The organism is Kitasatospora sp. NPDC088742, assembly GCF_055584905.1.
The window spans coordinates 128,430-144,030 of record NZ_JBVJLD010000009.1 but is presented as its reverse complement, the minus strand read 5'-3'; the positions used below and the strand labels follow the sequence as shown (position 1 = coordinate 144,030).

Sequence of the window (15,601 nt, the reverse complement as noted above, 5' to 3'; positions counted from 1 at the left end):
ACTGGGGATGCCGGCCCTCCCCGCGAAGCCGTACCCGGCCGAGGTCGCGGCCCGACTGGCCGAGGACGCCAAGGAGTTGATCGGCCGCTACCCGGTGGCCCGGTCCGCCCTGCTGCCGCTGCTGCACCTGGTGCAGGCGGAGGAGGGCTGCGTGACGCCGACCGGGATCCGGTTCTGCGCCGAGCAGTTGGACCTGACCACGGCCGAGGTGACCGCGGTCGCCACCTTCTACACCATGTACCGCAGGAAGCCCGCCGGGGAGTACCACGTCGGCGTCTGCACCAACACGCTCTGCGCGGTGCTCGGCGGCGACCAGATCTTCGACGAGCTCAAGCAGCACCTGGGCGTGGAGAACAACCAGACCACCCCGGACGGCAAGGTCTCGATCGAGCGGATCGAGTGCAACGCGGCCTGCGACTACGCCCCCGTGGTGATGGTCAACTGGGAGTTCTTCGACAACCAGACGCCGCAGAGCGCACGGGAGTTGGTCGACCAGCTGAAGGACGGTCAGGAGGTGCGGCCGACCCGCGGGGCCCGGCTCTGCTCCTTCAAGGAGACCTCCCGGATCCTGGCCGGCTTCCCGGACGAGCGCCCCGGCGCGGTGGACGCCTCCGGCGCGGGCGGCGCGCCCTCGCTGGCCGGGCTCCGGCTCGCCAAGGGCGAGGCACTGCCCGGCACCCCCGGCACCAAGGTCGTGGCTCCGAGGCACGAAGGGACCGAAGCGTGATGACCTCCGCAGAGCCGGCCGAGAAGCTGCTCTCGCCCGTGCTGTCCGCCTCCTGGGACGACCACCGCCCCTGGAGCCTGGAGACCTACCACCGCCACGAGGGCTACGCCGGCCTGCGCAACGCCCTGGCGATGGCCCCCGACGAGGTGATCGCCCAGGTCAAGGACTCCGGCCTGCGCGGCCGCGGCGGGGCCGGCTTCCCGACCGGCATGAAGTGGCAGTTCATCCCGCAGAACGACGGCAAGCCGCACTACCTGGTGGTGAACGCCGACGAGTCCGAGCCGGGTACCTGCAAGGACATCCCGCTGCTGTTCGCCAACCCGCACTCGCTGATCGAGGGCATGGTCATCGCGTCCTACGCGATCCGCTGCGACCACGCCTTCATCTACCTGCGCGGCGAGGTCGTGCCGGTGCTGCGGCGCCTGCACGCGGCGGTGGCCGAGGCGTACGAGGCCGGGTACCTCGGCAAGAACATCCTCGGCTCGGGCATCGACCTGGACATCACCGTGCACGCGGGCGCCGGGGCGTACATCTGCGGCGAGGAGACGGCGCTGCTGGACTCGCTGGAGGGCCGCCGCGGCCAGCCCAGGCTGCGCCCGCCGTTCCCCGCCATCGCCGGTCTGTACGCCTGCCCGACGGTGGTGAACAACGTCGAGTCGATCGCCTCGGTGCCGCCGATCCTGGCCAGGGGCAACGAGTGGTTCAAGTCGCTGGGCACCGAGAAGTCCCCCGGCTTCACCCTCTACTCACTCTCCGGGCACGTCACCAACCCCGGCCAGTACGAGGCCCCGCTCGGCATCACGCTCCGTCAGCTGCTGGAGGTGAGCGGCGGCATCCGGGCCGGGCACCGGCTCAAGTTCTGGACACCGGGCGGCAGTTCGACCCCGATGTTCACCGACGAGCACCTGGACGTGCCGCTGGACTACGAGGGCGTCGGCGCGGCCGGCTCGATGCTCGGCACCAAGGCGCTCCAGGTCTTCGACGAGACCACCTGCGTGGTCCGGGCGGTCACCCGGTGGACCGAGTTCTACGCCCACGAGTCCTGCGGCAAGTGCACCCCGTGCCGCGAAGGCACGTACTGGCTGGTGCAGTTGCTCAAGCGGATCGAGGCCGGCGAGGGCGTCGCGGGCGACCTGGAGAAGCTGCTGGACATCGCCGACAACATCAACGGCAAGTCCTTCTGCGCCCTCGGCGACGGCGCGGCCAGCCCGATCGTCTCCTCGCTCCAGTACTTCCGCGAGGAGTACGAGCGGCACCTGACCGAGCGGCGCTGCCCGTTCGACCACGCCGCCTCCACCGTCTGGGCCGACCGCACCGCCCACGACCACACCACCGAGAGGGAGGTGCACGCATGACCGTGACCGAGCCGCCGAAGACCAGCACCGACCTCGTCACGCTCACCATCGACGGTGTCGAACTCCAGGTCCCCAAGGGGACCTTGGTGATCCGGGCCGCCGAGCAGATCGGCACCCAGATCCCGCGCTTCTGCGACCACCCGCTGCTCGCCCCGGCCGGCGCCTGCCGCCAGTGCATCGTGGAGGTGGAGGGCCAGCGCAAGCCGGTCGCCTCCTGCACCATCCCGGTGACCGAGGGCATGGTGGTGCGCACCCAGGTCACCTCGCCGGTGGCCGAGAAGGCCCAGCGCGGCGTGATGGAGCTGCTGCTGATCAACCACCCGCTGGACTGCCCGGTCTGCGACAAGGGCGGCGAGTGCCCCCTGCAGAACCAGGCGATGTCCACCGGCGAGAGCGACTCCCGCTTCGACGGGATGAAGCGCACCTACGCCAAGCCGCTGCCGATCTCCAGCCAGGTGCTGCTGGACCGCGAGCGCTGCGTGCTCTGCGCCCGCTGCACCCGGTTCTCCGATCAGGTGGCCGGTGACCCGTTCATCGACCTGCTGGAGCGCGGCGCCAACGAGCAGGTCGGCACCGGGGCCGGGGACGACTTCGAGTCCTACTTCTCCGGCAACACCATCCAGATCTGCCCGGTCGGCGCGCTCACCTCGGCCGCCTACCGGTTCCGCTCCCGCCCGTTCGACCTGGTCTCCTCGCCCAGCGTCTGCGAGCACTGCTCCTCGGGCTGCGCCCAGCGCACCGACCACCGCCGCGGCAAGGTGCTGCGCCGGCTGGCCGGCGACGACCCGGCGGTGAACGAGGAGTGGAACTGCGACAAGGGCCGGTTCGCCTTCCGCTACGCCCAGCAGCGTGACCGGCTGACCAGCCCGATGATCCGCAAGGACGGTGAACTGACCGCCGTCTCCTGGCCGGAGGCGCTGGCCTTCGCCGCCGAGGGGCTGCGCGGCGCCAAGGCCGCCGTCCTCGCGGGCGGCCGCGTCACGGTCGAGGACGCGTACGCCTACGGCAAGTTCGCCCGGGTCGCGCTCTCCACCAACGACGTGGACTTCCGGGCCCGCCCGCTCTCCGCCGAGGAGGCCGACTTCCTGGCCTCCGAGGTGGCCGGCAGCGGCGTCGACCTGGACGGCGAGGGCGTCTCGTACGAGGCGCTGGAGGCCGCACCGGCCGTGCTGCTCGCGGGCTTCGAGCCCGAGGAGGAGTCGCCGATCGTCTTCCTGCGGCTGCGCAAGGCCAACCGGGCCACGGGACTTCAGGTCTTCTCGGTGGCCGCGCACCGCAGCCGGGGCCTGGCCAAGCTGCACGGCGCGCTGCTCCCGGCCGCGCCCGGCACCGAGGCCGAGTGGCTCGCGGCGCTGGCGGACGACACCGCGCTCGGTGACGACGCCGGCCGCGCGGGCCAACTGCTGCGCCAGGCGGGGGCGGTGATCCTGGTCGGTGAGCGCCTCGCCACCGTGCCCGGTGGTCTGACCGCCGCGCTGCGGCTCGCCGCCACCACCGGAGCCAAGCTGGCCTGGGTGCCGCGCCGGGCCGGCGAGCGCGGTGCGGTGGAGGCGGGCGCACTGCCCGGCCTGCTGCCCGGCGGCCGTCCGGTCAACTCCAGCGCCGCCCGCTCCGAGGCCGCCGCCGTCTGGGGCGCGGCCGAACTCCCGGCCCGGCTCGGCCGGGACACCGACCAGATCCTGGCGGCCGCCGCCCACGGCGACCTGGACGCGCTGGTGATCGGCGGGCTCGACCCGGACGACCTGGCCGACCCGGCACTGGCCGACGAGGCGCTGGCCCGGGTCCGGTTCACCGTCTCGCTGGAGCTGCGCCCGTCCGCCGTCACCGAGCAGGCCGACGTGGTGCTGCCGGTGGCCGCGGTGACCGAGAAGGCCGGCACCTACCTCAACTGGGAGGGCCGGGTGCGGATGTTCGAGGCCGCGCTCAAGCCGGACCAGCTGATGACCCGTCAACTCCACTCGGACGTCCGGGTGCTGAGCATGCTGGCCGAGGCCCTGGGCCGCCCGATCGGCCTCGGCGACGTCCGGGCCGCCCGGCTGGAGCTGGACCGTTTCTCCCCCTGGGAGGGCGACCTGCCCTCCGCGCCCAGTGCCGCCGCCGCCCCGCTGCCCCGCCCGGCCACCGGCCAGGCCGTGCTGGCGGGCCACCGGATGCTGCTGGACAACGGCACCCTGCAGACCGGCGACGAGCACCTGGCCGGCACCCGGCACGCCGCGGTGGCCCGCCTCTCGCCCGCCACCGCCGCCGAGATCGGCGCGGCGGGACGGCTGCGGATCACCGGCCCCGGCGGCTCGCTCACCCTGCCGCTGGAGCTCAACCCCGAGCAGCCCGACCGCACCGTCTGGCTGCCCCTCAACTCCACGCCGGGCGGCGCCTACCGCACCCTCGGCACCACCACCGGACACCTGGTGACCATCGCCCCGGCGGAGGAGTCATGACGCTGGCCGCATACGAGACCCTCGGCTTCTTCGGGCGCGACCCGTGGTGGCTGGTGCTGATCAAGGCGGTGTTCGTCTTCGCCTTCCTGGTCGGCACCGTGCTGATCGCGATCGTCTGGGAGCGCAAGGTCGTGGCCTGGATGCAGCTGCGCATCGGCCCGAACCGGCACGGCCCCTGGGGCATGCTGCAGTCGCTGGCCGACGGCGTGAAGCTGGCGCTCAAGGAAGACCTGGTCGTCACCAACGCCGACAAGGTGGTCTACATCCTGGCGCCGATCGTCGCCGCGATCCCGGCCTTCATGGCCTTCGCGGTGATCCCGTTCGGCCCGGCGGGCAATGAGGTCTCGATCTTCGGCACCCGCACCCCGATGCAGCTCACCGACCTGCCGATCGCCCTGCTCTACATCCTGGCGGTGGCCTCGGTCGGCATCTACGGGATCGTGCTGGCGGGCTGGTCCTCCGGCTCGACCTACCCGCTGCTCGGCGGCCTGCGCTCCTCGGCGCAGATGATCTCCTACGAGATCGCGATGGGCCTGTCCTTCGCGGCGGTCTTCATCTACTCCGGCTCGATGTCCACCTCGGAGATCGTCGCCTCCCAGCAGCCGACCTGGTTCGCGGTGCTGCTGCCGGTCTCCTTCATCGTCTACATCATCGCGATGGTCGGTGAGACCAACCGGGCCCCGTTCGACCTCCCGGAGGCCGAGGGCGAGCTGGTCGGCGGCTTCAACACCGAGTACTCCTCGCTGAAGTTCGCGATGTTCATGCTGGCCGAGTACGTCAACATGGTCACCGTCTCGGCCGTCGCGGCCACCCTGTTCCTGGGCGGCTGGCGGGCCCCGTACCCGGTCTCCACCTTCTGGGAGGGCGCCAACCACGGTTGGTGGCCGATGCTCTGGATCACCCTGAAGATCCAGCTGCTGCTGTTCTTCTTCATCTGGCTGCGCGGCACCCTGCCCCGGTTCCGCTACGACCAGTTCATGAAGCTGGGCTGGAAGGTGCTGATCCCGGTCTCGCTGGTCTGGCTGGTGATGGTGGCCACCGTCCGCGCGCTGCGCAACGAGGGCTACGACTTCGGCCAGGTGGTGCTGTACGTCGGCGCCCCGGTGCTGGTGGTGCTGCTGCTCTTCCTGCTCCGCGACGTGGTCAAGGCCAAGGCTCCCCAGCAGGACGAACCGGCCGGTGTCACAGCCGAGTTCGACCCGATGGAGGGCGGCTACCCCGTCCCGCCGCTGCCCGGTCAGCAGCTCCCCCCGGTGCCCCGCCGTCGCAGCCGGGCCCCGCAACTCCAGGACGCCCTGAACGGCGCCAACTCCAACTCCGCGGAAGGGAGCTGAGACGATGTCGGACGAGAAGGCTGAGAAGCCGTCCATCCTCGGCCCGGCCGCAGGCTTCGGCGTGACCTTCAAGGCCATGTTCAAGAAGCGGCTCACCGAGCAGTACCCGGAGCAGAAGAAGCCCACCGCTCCCCGCTTCCACGGCCGGCACCAGCTGAACCGGCACCCGGACGGTCTGGAGAAGTGCGTCGGCTGCGAGCTCTGCGCCTGGGCCTGCCCGGCCGACGCGATCTACGTCGAGGGCGCGGACAACACCGACGAGGAGCGCTACTCGCCCGGTGAGCGGTACGGCGCGGTCTACCAGATCAACTACGCCCGTTGCATCCTCTGCGGGCTCTGCATCGAGGCCTGCCCGACCCGGGCGCTCACCATGACCAACGAGTACGAGCTGGCCGACTCCTCGCGGGCCGACCTGATCTTCACCAAGGAGCAGCTGCTGGTGGGGCTCACCGAGGGCATGGTCGACGCGCCGCACGCCTACTACCCGGGCGCCGACGAGGGCGCGTACTACCGGGGCGAGATCACCGCGGCGGCGCCGGGCACCGTGCAGCAGGAACGCACCGACCGGGAGAAGGAGGCGCAGTCATGACCTCCACCGGAGAGGCGGTCCAGTTCTGGATCCTCGCCGTGGTCGCGGTCGGCGGCGCGCTCGGCATGCTGCTGATGAAGAAGGCGGTGCACAGCGCGCTCTGCCTGGCCGCCACCATGATGGCGCTGGCGGTCTGTTACCTGGCCCAGGGCGCGGTCTTCCTGGGCGTGGTGCAGATCGTCGTCTACACCGGCGCGATCATGATGCTCTTCCTGTTCGTGCTGATGCTGGTCGGCGTCACCTCGGCCGACTCGCTGAAGGAGCAGCTCCGGGGCCAGCGGGTCGCCGCAGTGCTCTGCGGCCTCGGCTTCGGCGTGCTGCTGATCGCCGGCATCTCGCACGCCAAGCTCTCCTCCTTCACCGGGCTGACCGAGGCCAACGCCGAGGGGAACGTCCAGGGCCTGGCCCGGCTGCTGTTCACCGACTACGTCTGGGCCTTCGAGCTCACCGGTGCGCTGCTGATCACCGCCGCCATCGGCGCGATGGTGCTGACCCACCGCGAGCACGTCCAGGCGCCGCTCACCCAGCGGCAGTTGGCCGACCAGCGGGTCCGCGACAACATCCAGGTGCCGCCGCTGCCCGCCCCCGGCGTGTACGCCCGGCACAACGCGGTGGACATCCCGGCGCTGCTGCCCGACGGCACCATCAGCGAGGACTCGGTGATGAACACGCTGCGCGAGCGCGGCCAGATCCGGGACGTCAGCCAGGACATGCTGGAGCGGATGGCCGAGCTGGAGGGCCGCACCGCCGAGTACCTGGGCCGCGCCCCGTCCGCCCGGCCCGCCGTGGCCGGCCCGCGCAAGCAGCTGGAGCCCGTCCCGAGCAAGGAGGAGGCGGAGTGAACCCCGTCAACTACCTCTACCTCTCCGCCCTGTTGTTCACCATCGGCGCCTCCGGCGTGCTGATCCGGCGCAACGCGATCGTGCTCTTCATGTGCGTGGAGCTGATGCTCAACGCCTCGAACCTGGCCCTGGTCACCTTCTCCCGGCTGCACGGCAACCTGGACGGCCAGATCATCGCGTTCTTCACCATGGTGGTCGCGGCGGCCGAGGTCGTGGTCGGCCTCGCCATCATCGTGTCCATCTTCCGGTCCAGGCACTCGGCTTCGGTCGATGACAGCAACCTGATGAAGCTGTAGGCGGAGGGCCCACGGTGAACTCACTCATTCCGCTGCTGGTGGCAGCGCCACTGGCCGGCGCCGCCCTGCTGCTGCTCGGCGGCCGGCTCCTCGACCGCTTCGGTCACTGGCTGGCCACCGCGCTGGCCGCCACCTCCTTCGGCCTCGGCCTGGCGCTCTTCTCCGACCTGCTCGGCAGGGAGGCCGAGCACCGGACGCTGACCTCGAAGCTCTTCACCTGGATCGAGGTGGGCGGCTTCAAGGCCGACATGGCCTTCCAGCTGGACCAACTCTCGGTCACCTTCGTCCTGTTGATCTCCGGCGTCGGCACCCTGATCCACGTGTACTCGATGGGGTACATGGCGCACGACGCGCGCCGGCGCCGCTTCTTCGCCTACCTGAACCTCTTCCTGGCCGCCATGCTGCTCCTGGTGCTGGCGGACAACTACCTGCTGCTGTACGCGGGTTGGGAGGGCGTCGGCCTCGCCTCGTACCTGCTGATCGGCTTCTGGCAGCACAAGCCCAGCGCGGCCGTGGCGGCCAAGAAGGCCTTCCTGGTCAACCGGGTCGGTGACCTCGGGCTCTCGATCGGCATCATGCTGATGTTCGTCGAGTTCGGCGACCTCACCTTCACCGGGGTGTTCGGCACCGCCGGCCAGGCGGGTGAGGGCAAGCTCACCGCGATCGCGCTGATGCTGCTGCTGGCCGCCTGCGGCAAGTCCGCCCAGGTGCCGCTGCAGTCCTGGCTGGGCGACGCGATGGAGGGCCCGACCCCGGTCTCCGCCCTGATCCACGCGGCCACCATGGTGACCGCCGGGGTCTACCTGATCACCCGCTCCTCGGCCATCTTCAACCTGGCCCCGGACGCGCAGACGGTGGTCGTGGTGGTCGGAGCCGTCACGCTGCTGTTCGGTGCGATCGTCGGTTGCGCCAAGGACGACATCAAGAAGGCGCTGGCCGGGTCGACCATGTCGCAGATCGGCTACATGGTGCTGGCCGCGGGCCTCGGCCCGATCGGCTACGCCTTCGCCATCATGCACCTGGTGACCCACGGCTTCTTCAAGGCCGGGCTCTTCCTCGGCGCCGGATCGGTCATGCACGGCATGAACGACGAGGTGAACATGCGTCACTACGGCGGCCTGCGGAAGAAGATGCCGGTCACCTTCGTGACCTTCGGCCTGGGCTACCTGGCGATCATCGGCTTCCCCGGTCTGTCCGGCTTCTTCTCCAAGGACCTGATCATCGAGGCGGCCTTCTCCAAGGGCGGCACCGAGGGCTGGATCCTCGGCGTCTGCACCCTGGTCGGCGCCGCCGTCACCGCGTTCTACATGACCCGGGTGATGATCCTGACCTTCTTCGGCGAGAAGCGCTGGCAGCCGGACGCCGACGGCCACGAGCCGCACCCGCACGAGTCCCCGGCCAGCATGACGCTGCCGATGGTCGTGCTGGCCTTCGGCTCGGTCTTCGCCGGCGGGCTCTTCGCGCTGAACGAGTCCTTCGTCGGCTGGCTGGAGCCGGTCACCGGCCTGGCCCACGGCCACTCGCCGCTGAACGCCACCACCGTCACCGTGCTCACCTCGCTCTGCGTGGCGGCCGGCGTGCTGGTCTCCTGGCTGATGTACGGCCGCGGCTCGGTGCCGGTCACCCCGCCGGTCGGCTCCCCGCTCACCCGGGCGGCCCGCCGCGACCTGCTCCAGGACGACTTCAACCACGCCGTCCTGGTCCGCCCCGGCGCCGCGCTCACCGCCTCGCTGGTCTACGCCGACGGCAAGGTGGTGGACGGCACGGTGAACGGCATCGCCGCCGCGATCGGCGGGCTCTCCGCCCGGCTGCGCCGCACCCAGACCGGCTTCGTGCGCAGCTACGCGCTCTCCATGTTCGGCGGCACCCTGGTGCTGGTCGCCACCACTCTCCTCATGAGGTCCGTCTGATGTCACGTCAACTCAGTTGGGGGGTAAGGCGATGAGCTACCTGCTGACCGCCACGTGTGCCGTCCCGGCCGTCGGGGCGGTGCTCACCGCGGCGCTGCCCGGCGGCTCCACCGAGGCCCGCCGGCGGACCGCGAAGATCACCGCGCTGGCGGTCTCGCTGGCCGTCCTGGTGCTGGCCGCACTGATCGTCACCGAGTTCGAACCGGGCGGTGCCCGTTACCAGTTGACCGAGTCGTACAGCTGGATCAGGTCCTTCGGGATCAGCTTCTCGCTCGGCGTGGACGGCATCGGCGCGGTGCTCGCACTGCTCACCGCGGTGCTGGTGCCGGTCGTGATGCTGGCCTCCTGGAACGACGCCGAGCCGATCCAGAACCCGGACGGCACCTTCGAGAACCTCCGCCGCACCCAGGGCTTCTTCGCCCTGGTGCTGGCGGTGGAGGCGATGGTCCTGGTCTCCTTCCTGGCCACCGACGTGTTCGTGTTCTACGTCTTCTTCGAAGCCATGCTGATCCCGATGTACTTCCTGATCGGCGGCTTCGGCGACCGCGCGGGCGGCCCGGACGCGAGCGCCCAACGCTCGTACGCCGCCGTCAAGTTCCTGCTCTACAACCTGCTCGGCGGGCTGGTCATGCTGGCCGCCGTGATCGGGCTGTACGTGGTCGCGGCCGACCAGGGCCTGCCCACCTTCGACCTGCCGACGCTCACCTCGGCGATCGCCGAGGGCAAGCTGAACATCGACCCGTCCGCCGAGAAGGCGCTCTTCCTGGGCTTCTTCTTCGCCTTCGCGGTGAAGGCCCCGCTCTGGCCGCTGCACACCTGGCTGCCGAACGCGATGGGCGAGGCCACCGCCGGAACGGCCGTGCTGATCACGGCGGTCGTCGACAAGGTCGGCACCTTCGCGATGCTCCGGTTCTGCCTGGGCCTCTTCCCGGAGGCCTCCCAGGACTTCGGGCCGGTCATCCTGGTGCTCGCGCTGATCGGGATCGTCTACGGCGCGCTGCTCGCGGTGGGCCAGAAGGACATCAAGCGGCTGGTGGCGTATGCCTCCATCTCGCACTTCGGCTTCATCATCATGGGCGTCTTCGCCTTCACCAGCCAGGCGCAGAGCGGTGCCACGCTCTACATGGTCAACCACGGCATCTCCACCGCCGCCTGGATGCTGGTGGCCGGCTTCCTGATCTCCCGCCGGGGCTCGCGCCTGATCGCCGACTACGGCGGGGTGCAGAAGGTCGCCCCGGTGCTGGCCGGCACCTTCCTGATCGGCGGCCTGGCCACCCTGTCACTGCCCGGACTCGCCCCGTTCGTCAGCGAGTTCCTGGTCCTGGTCGGCACCTTCGCCAAGTACCCGGCGGTGGGCATCGTGGCCACCCTGGGCATCGTGCTGGCCGCGCTGTACGCGCTGCTGCTCTACCAGCGCACCATGACCGGCCCGGTCAAGCCGCAGGTCGAGGGCATGGCGGACCTGAAGGTCCGTGAACTCGTCGTGGTGGCACCGCTGGTGGCGCTGACCATCTTCCTGGGCGTCTACCCCAAGCCGCTCACCGACCTGGTCAACCCGGCGGTGGACGCCACGCTCTCCCAGATCCACCAGACCGACCCGGCACCGGCCCACCCGGTCGCCGCCACCACCGGAGGTGAGCACAAGTGAGTGGTTGGCTCACAGCGGCCGGCGGCAACAGCCCCAGCATCCCGGCCCCGCACGTCGAGTACGGCCAGCTCTCCCCGATGCTGATCGTGCTCGGGGCAGCCGTGCTCGGCATCCTCGCCGAGGCCTTCCTGCCCCGGCGGGCCCGCTACGGCGCCCAGGTGACCATCGCGCTGCTCGGCCTCGCGGCCTCCTTCGGCGCGGTGCTCGTGCTGGCCACCCAGGGCTACGGCACCACCTCCTCGGGCCTGCTGGCCATGGGCGCGGTGGCCATCGACGGCCCGGCACTGTTCGTCCAGGGCGTCATCCTGCTGACCGCCGTGATGGCCGTCCTCACCTACGCCGAACGGCGGTTGGAGCCGCGCCTGAACGGCCACGGGGTGGACGCCTTCGCCGCCCAGGGCGCCGCGGTGCCCGGCAGCGAGCAGGAGCGGCAGGCCGTCAAGGCCGGCTTCACCTCCACCGAGGTCTTCCCGCTCACGCTCTTCGCGGTCGCCGGCATGCTGCTCTTCCCGGCGGCCAACGACCTGCTGACCATGTTCGTCGCGCTGGAGGTCTTCTCCCTCCCGCTCTACCTGCTCTGCGCGCTGGCCCGGCGCCGTCGGCTGCTCTCCCAGGAGGCCGCCGTCAAGTACTTCCTGCTCGGCGCCTTCGCCTCGGCCTTCTTCCTGTTCGGCACCGCCCTGCTCTACGGCTACGCCGGGACTGTCCGTCTCGGCGGCATCGCCGACGTGGTCTCGGGCGTCGCCCAGGTCACCCCCGCGCTGGCGAACACCACCCAGAACGACGCGCTGCTGCTGATCGGCCTGGCGATGCTCTCGGTCGGCCTGCTCTTCAAGGTCGGCGCGGTCCCGTTCCACTCCTGGACCCCGGACGTCTACCAGGGCGCCCCGACCCCGGTCACCGGCTTCATGGCCGCCGCCACCAAGACCGCCGCCTTCGGCGCCTTCCTGCGGCTGTTCTACGTCGCCTTCCCCGGCCTGCGCTGGGACTGGCGGCCCGTCATGTGGGGCGTGGCGATCCTGACCATGGTGGTCGGCGCGGTGCTGGCCGTCACCCAGCAGGACGTCAAGCGCCTGCTCGCCTACTCCTCGATCGCCCACGCCGGCTTCATCCTGACCGGCGTGATCGCCTCCAACAAGCAGGGCGTCGGGGCGGTCCTCTTCTACCTGGCCGCCTACTCCTTCGTCACCCTCGGCGCCTTCGCCGTGGTGACCCTGGTCCGCGACTCCAAGGGCGAGGCCACCCACCTCTCCAGCTGGGCCGGCCTCGGCCGCCGCTCCCCGCTCCTCGCGGCGGTCTTCGCCCTCTTCCTGCTCGCCTTCGCCGGCATCCCGCTCACCTCCGGCTTCACCGGCAAGTTCGCCGTCTTCCAGGCGGCGGCCGCCGGCGGCGCCACCCCCCTGGTGATCGTCGGCGTCCTCTCCTCCGCGGTGGCCGCCTTCTTCTACATCAAGGTCATCGTCCTGATGTTCTTCTCCGACCCCCGCCCCGGCGGCCCCGCCGTGGCCGTCCCCTCGGTCATGACCAGCACCGCCATCGCCCTCGGCGTGGTGGTCACCCTGGTCCTCGGCCTGGCCCCGCAGTACTTCCTCGACCTGGCCTCCTCGGCCTCGGTCTTCGCCCGCTGAGGAACCTTCCCGGGGCCCGTAGCCACCGGCTACGGGCCCCGTTCCGTGTACGGTCCACGGTTGGTCCGCACGCCCGTGCAGTGATCGACTCGCGACCGGATACCCTCCTTGTAGGCCAGCGGCGGCGCTCAGGGACCGGGCCGCTAATCGACCAGGGACAGGAGTGGTCTGCGTGACCGTCGTGGGGCCCTTCGGGCTGACCGTGCAGGACCGCGATCTGACCAGTGACGTCCAGGCCGGCATGGATGGGGTGGAGGCCTCGCTGCTGGAGGCCGCCAAGAGCGAGGTGCCGTTCATCACGGTCACCGCGAGCCACCTGATCGAGGCCGGCGGCAAGCGGTTCCGTCCGCTGCTGGTGATGCTGGCCGCGCAGTTCGGCGACCCGTACGCGCCGGGGGTGGTCCCGTCCGCGGTGGTGGTCGAGCTGACCCACCTGGCCACGCTGTACCACGACGACGTGATGGACGAGGCGCCCGTGCGGCGCGGCGCCCCGAGCGCCAACTCGCGCTGGGACAACTCGGTGGCCATCCTCACCGGCGACTTCCTGTTCTCCCGGGCCTCCCAGGTGCTGGCCGACCTCGGCCCCGAGGCGGTCCGGATCCAGGCCGACGCGTTCGAGCGGCTGGTGACGGGTCAGATCCTGGAGACCGCCGGGCCGCGCCCCGGGGACGACCCGCTCCAGCACTACCTGGACGTGATCGCGGGCAAGACCGGCTCGCTGGTCGCGGTCGCCTGCCACCTCGGCGCGCTGATGGCCGGGGCCACCCCGGAGACGGTCGAGATCCTCCGCCAGTACGGCGAGCGGATGGGTACCGCCTTCCAACTGGCCGACGACGTGCTGGACATCGCCAGCGACGGCCACGAGTCCGGCAAGACACCCGGCACCGACCTGCGCGAGGGCGTGCCGACGCTGCCGATTCTGCTGCTCCAGCAGATGCCGGTGGACGAGAGCGACCCGGAGGACGCCCGGCTGCGCGAGCTGCTCACCCTCGACCTGGCCAAGGACGACGAGCTGCACGCGGAGGCGCTGCGGCTGCTCCGCCGCCACCCCGCACTGGAGCGGGCCCGCCGGGACACCCTGGGCTACGCCGAGGAGGCCCGCGCCCTGCTGGCCCCGCTGGCGGACTGTCCGGCCAAGGCCGCGCTCCAGGGCCTGTGCGACGCGGTGGCCATCCGCACCATGTGAGACCCGGGTACCCCGGTACGCACGACTGACGGGCCGTCCGGTGACGGCCCGTCAGTCGTTTCCGGGGGAGTGCCCGGACGGGGTGTTCGGACAGGGTGCCCGGACGGCCGGCTCAGGCCGCGTGCAGAGCCTGGACGATCCGCATCCGCCGCACCCGCCGGGCCGGCAGCACCGAGGCGGCCACCCCGAGCAGTCCGGCCGAGGCCAGGATCAGCAGCACGGTGCCGAACGGCAGGTGGGCCAGCGAGAGCCCCTCACCGGTCACCGAACGGGCCGCCAGCACCCCGTAGGCGAGTCCGAGTGCGGTGCCCGCCAGGGCGCCGCTCAGGGCCAGCAGGGCGGCCTCCAGGGTGAGCAGGGAGCGCAGCTGTTCGCCGGTCAGGCCGATCGCCCGCAGCATGCCGATCTCCCGGGTCCGCTCGTCCACCGAGAGGGTCAGGGTGGCGGCCACCCCGATCGCGGCGATCACCATCGAGAAGCCGAGCAGCACGGTGGTCACCAGCAGCATGGTGTCCAGCAGGTCCCGGACGTACGCGGCCTCCGAGGCCGAGTCGGTGACCCGGACGCCGGGGAAGCCGGCCAGGGCCTCGTCCACCGCCCGGCGGGCCGCGTCGTGCCCGGTGGAGCCGGTGGCGGCGATCCAGGCGGTGGCCACGGCGGCGTCCGGTGCGGCCTTGGCCAGGGTGGCCGGGGTGACGTACACGGTGGCCTCGGGCAGCAGGGCGAACGGGAAGACCGAGCGGCCGGGGCGGGCCTGCCAGGTGGTGCCGTCCGGGAGCCGCAGGGCTCCGGCGGCCCGGTCCAGCGCCAGGGCCTCGCCGTCCCGCAGGCCGCGCGCCTCGGCGACACCCTCGGAGGCGCCGTTCAGCCGGGCCGGGTCGGCGGTGGCCACCACCGCGGCCCGGCCGTCGAGCCGGACGGTGGCGGTGCGGACGGGGGTGACGGCCAGTTCGGGGCGCCGGTCGAGTGCCGCGAGCGCCCCGGCCGGGATCCGGCCGTCCTCGGTGGCCAGCGCGAAGGAGCCGGGCTGACGGGAGCTCAGCATCGACTCCAGCGAACCGCCGGCCACCGAGATCGCGGTGGCCGCCGAGACCGCCACCGTGACGCCGACCAGCAGGGCGGAGGCGGCCGAGCCGGTCCGGCCCGGGTTGGAGCGCAGCTGCTGGGCGGCCAGCCGGCCGGTGGTGCCGAAGATCCGGCGGGCCGGCAGGCCGAGCAGCGAGACCACCGGCGGCAGCAGGAAGCGGGCCAGCCGCAGCACCCCGAAGAAGCTGGAGATCGCGCCCACCGTGACGGCCAGCAGGGCGACGGCCGAACCGCCCTGGGCACCGATCACCAGCATCAGCACGCCGAAGCCGAGCAGCAGCGCGGAGACCGCCCCGCGCAGCACCCGGCCGCCCGGCTCCGGCAGGGCGGCGCCGGATTCGGCGAGCGCCGCCACCGGCGGCACCGCCGAGGCCAGCTTCGCCGGGCGCCGCACCGCCAGCGCGGTGAGCAGCAGCCCGAACAGACCCGCCGTCAGGAAGACCGGCCAGGACGGCAGCAGCGAGACCGAGACCGGCCCGAGGTCCACCAGGGCGAGCGCCCCGGTGCCGAGCAGGCAGGCCAGCAGCCCGGCGGCCAGGCCGGCCGCCGAGGCCAGCACGCC

At 71.6% G+C, this 15,601-nt stretch carries 12 protein-coding genes; 11 read left to right on the top strand and 1 reads right to left on the bottom strand.

All coding sequences use genetic code 11. The features are described from left to right. Window positions 1–7 precede the first annotated feature (7 nt). From nuoE to ACZ6ZR_RS10770, 11 genes are all read left to right on the top strand, one after another. Complete coding sequence (gene nuoE / locus ACZ6ZR_RS10820; RefSeq protein ID WP_465641589.1) at window positions 8–727, top strand: NADH-quinone oxidoreductase subunit NuoE; 720 nt, start codon at window positions 8–10, stop codon at window positions 725–727. Further along, on the top strand, window positions 727–2,082 hold the full coding sequence (gene nuoF / locus ACZ6ZR_RS10815) for an NADH-quinone oxidoreductase subunit NuoF (RefSeq protein ID WP_465641519.1): 1,356 nt from the start codon (window positions 727–729) through the stop codon (window positions 2,080–2,082). Before nuoE ends, nuoF begins: the two co-directional genes overlap by 1 nt. After that, window positions 2,079–4,520, top strand: a complete 2,442-nt coding sequence (locus ACZ6ZR_RS10810; protein WP_465641517.1) for an NADH-quinone oxidoreductase subunit G — start codon at window positions 2,079–2,081, stop codon at window positions 4,518–4,520. Before nuoF ends, ACZ6ZR_RS10810 begins: the two co-directional genes overlap by 4 nt. Continuing rightward, complete coding sequence (gene nuoH, locus ACZ6ZR_RS10805) at window positions 4,517–5,854, top strand: NADH-quinone oxidoreductase subunit NuoH (RefSeq protein WP_465641515.1); 1,338 nt, start codon at window positions 4,517–4,519, stop codon at window positions 5,852–5,854. Before ACZ6ZR_RS10810 ends, nuoH begins: the two co-directional genes overlap by 4 nt. A gap of 4 nt (window positions 5,855–5,858) precedes the next feature. Further along, entirely contained in the window at window positions 5,859–6,443 is a 585-nt protein-coding gene (nuoI, locus tag ACZ6ZR_RS10800; RefSeq protein ID WP_465641513.1) for an NADH-quinone oxidoreductase subunit NuoI, read from the top strand. Next, on the top strand, window positions 6,440–7,285 hold the full coding sequence (locus ACZ6ZR_RS10795) for an NADH-quinone oxidoreductase subunit J (protein ID WP_465641511.1): 846 nt from the start codon (window positions 6,440–6,442) through the stop codon (window positions 7,283–7,285). Before nuoI ends, ACZ6ZR_RS10795 begins: the two co-directional genes overlap by 4 nt. After that, window positions 7,282–7,581 carry an NADH-quinone oxidoreductase subunit NuoK gene (nuoK, locus tag ACZ6ZR_RS10790; protein ID WP_057227572.1) on the top strand — a complete coding sequence of 100 codons (300 nt, stop codon included), beginning with the start codon at window positions 7,282–7,284 and terminating at the stop codon, window positions 7,579–7,581. The genes ACZ6ZR_RS10795 and nuoK overlap by 4 nt, the downstream gene beginning before the upstream one ends. A gap of 14 nt (window positions 7,582–7,595) precedes the next feature. Then, entirely contained in the window at window positions 7,596–9,491 is a 1,896-nt protein-coding gene (gene nuoL, locus ACZ6ZR_RS10785; protein ID WP_465641508.1) for an NADH-quinone oxidoreductase subunit L, read from the top strand. 31 nt (window positions 9,492–9,522) lie between these two features. Beyond that, window positions 9,523–11,139 (top strand): NADH-quinone oxidoreductase subunit M, encoded by a 1,617-nt coding sequence (locus ACZ6ZR_RS10780; RefSeq protein WP_465641506.1) that lies wholly within the window; start codon window positions 9,523–9,525, stop codon window positions 11,137–11,139. Next, window positions 11,136–12,767 (top strand): NADH-quinone oxidoreductase subunit NuoN, encoded by a 1,632-nt coding sequence (nuoN, locus tag ACZ6ZR_RS10775; protein ID WP_465641504.1) that lies wholly within the window; start codon window positions 11,136–11,138, stop codon window positions 12,765–12,767. The genes ACZ6ZR_RS10780 and nuoN overlap by 4 nt, the downstream gene beginning before the upstream one ends. A gap of 172 nt (window positions 12,768–12,939) precedes the next feature. Then, the gene (locus tag ACZ6ZR_RS10770) at window positions 12,940–13,953 is read left to right on the top strand and encodes a polyprenyl synthetase family protein (protein ID WP_465641502.1); all 1,014 of its coding nucleotides are present in this window, start codon (window positions 12,940–12,942) and stop codon (window positions 13,951–13,953) included. A gap of 112 nt (window positions 13,954–14,065) precedes the next feature. Here the strand turns inward: ACZ6ZR_RS10770 and ACZ6ZR_RS10765 are convergent. Then, window positions 14,066–15,601: FtsX-like permease family protein (locus ACZ6ZR_RS10765; RefSeq protein ID WP_465641500.1), on the bottom strand; the 1,536-nt coding region annotated here is incomplete at its 5' end.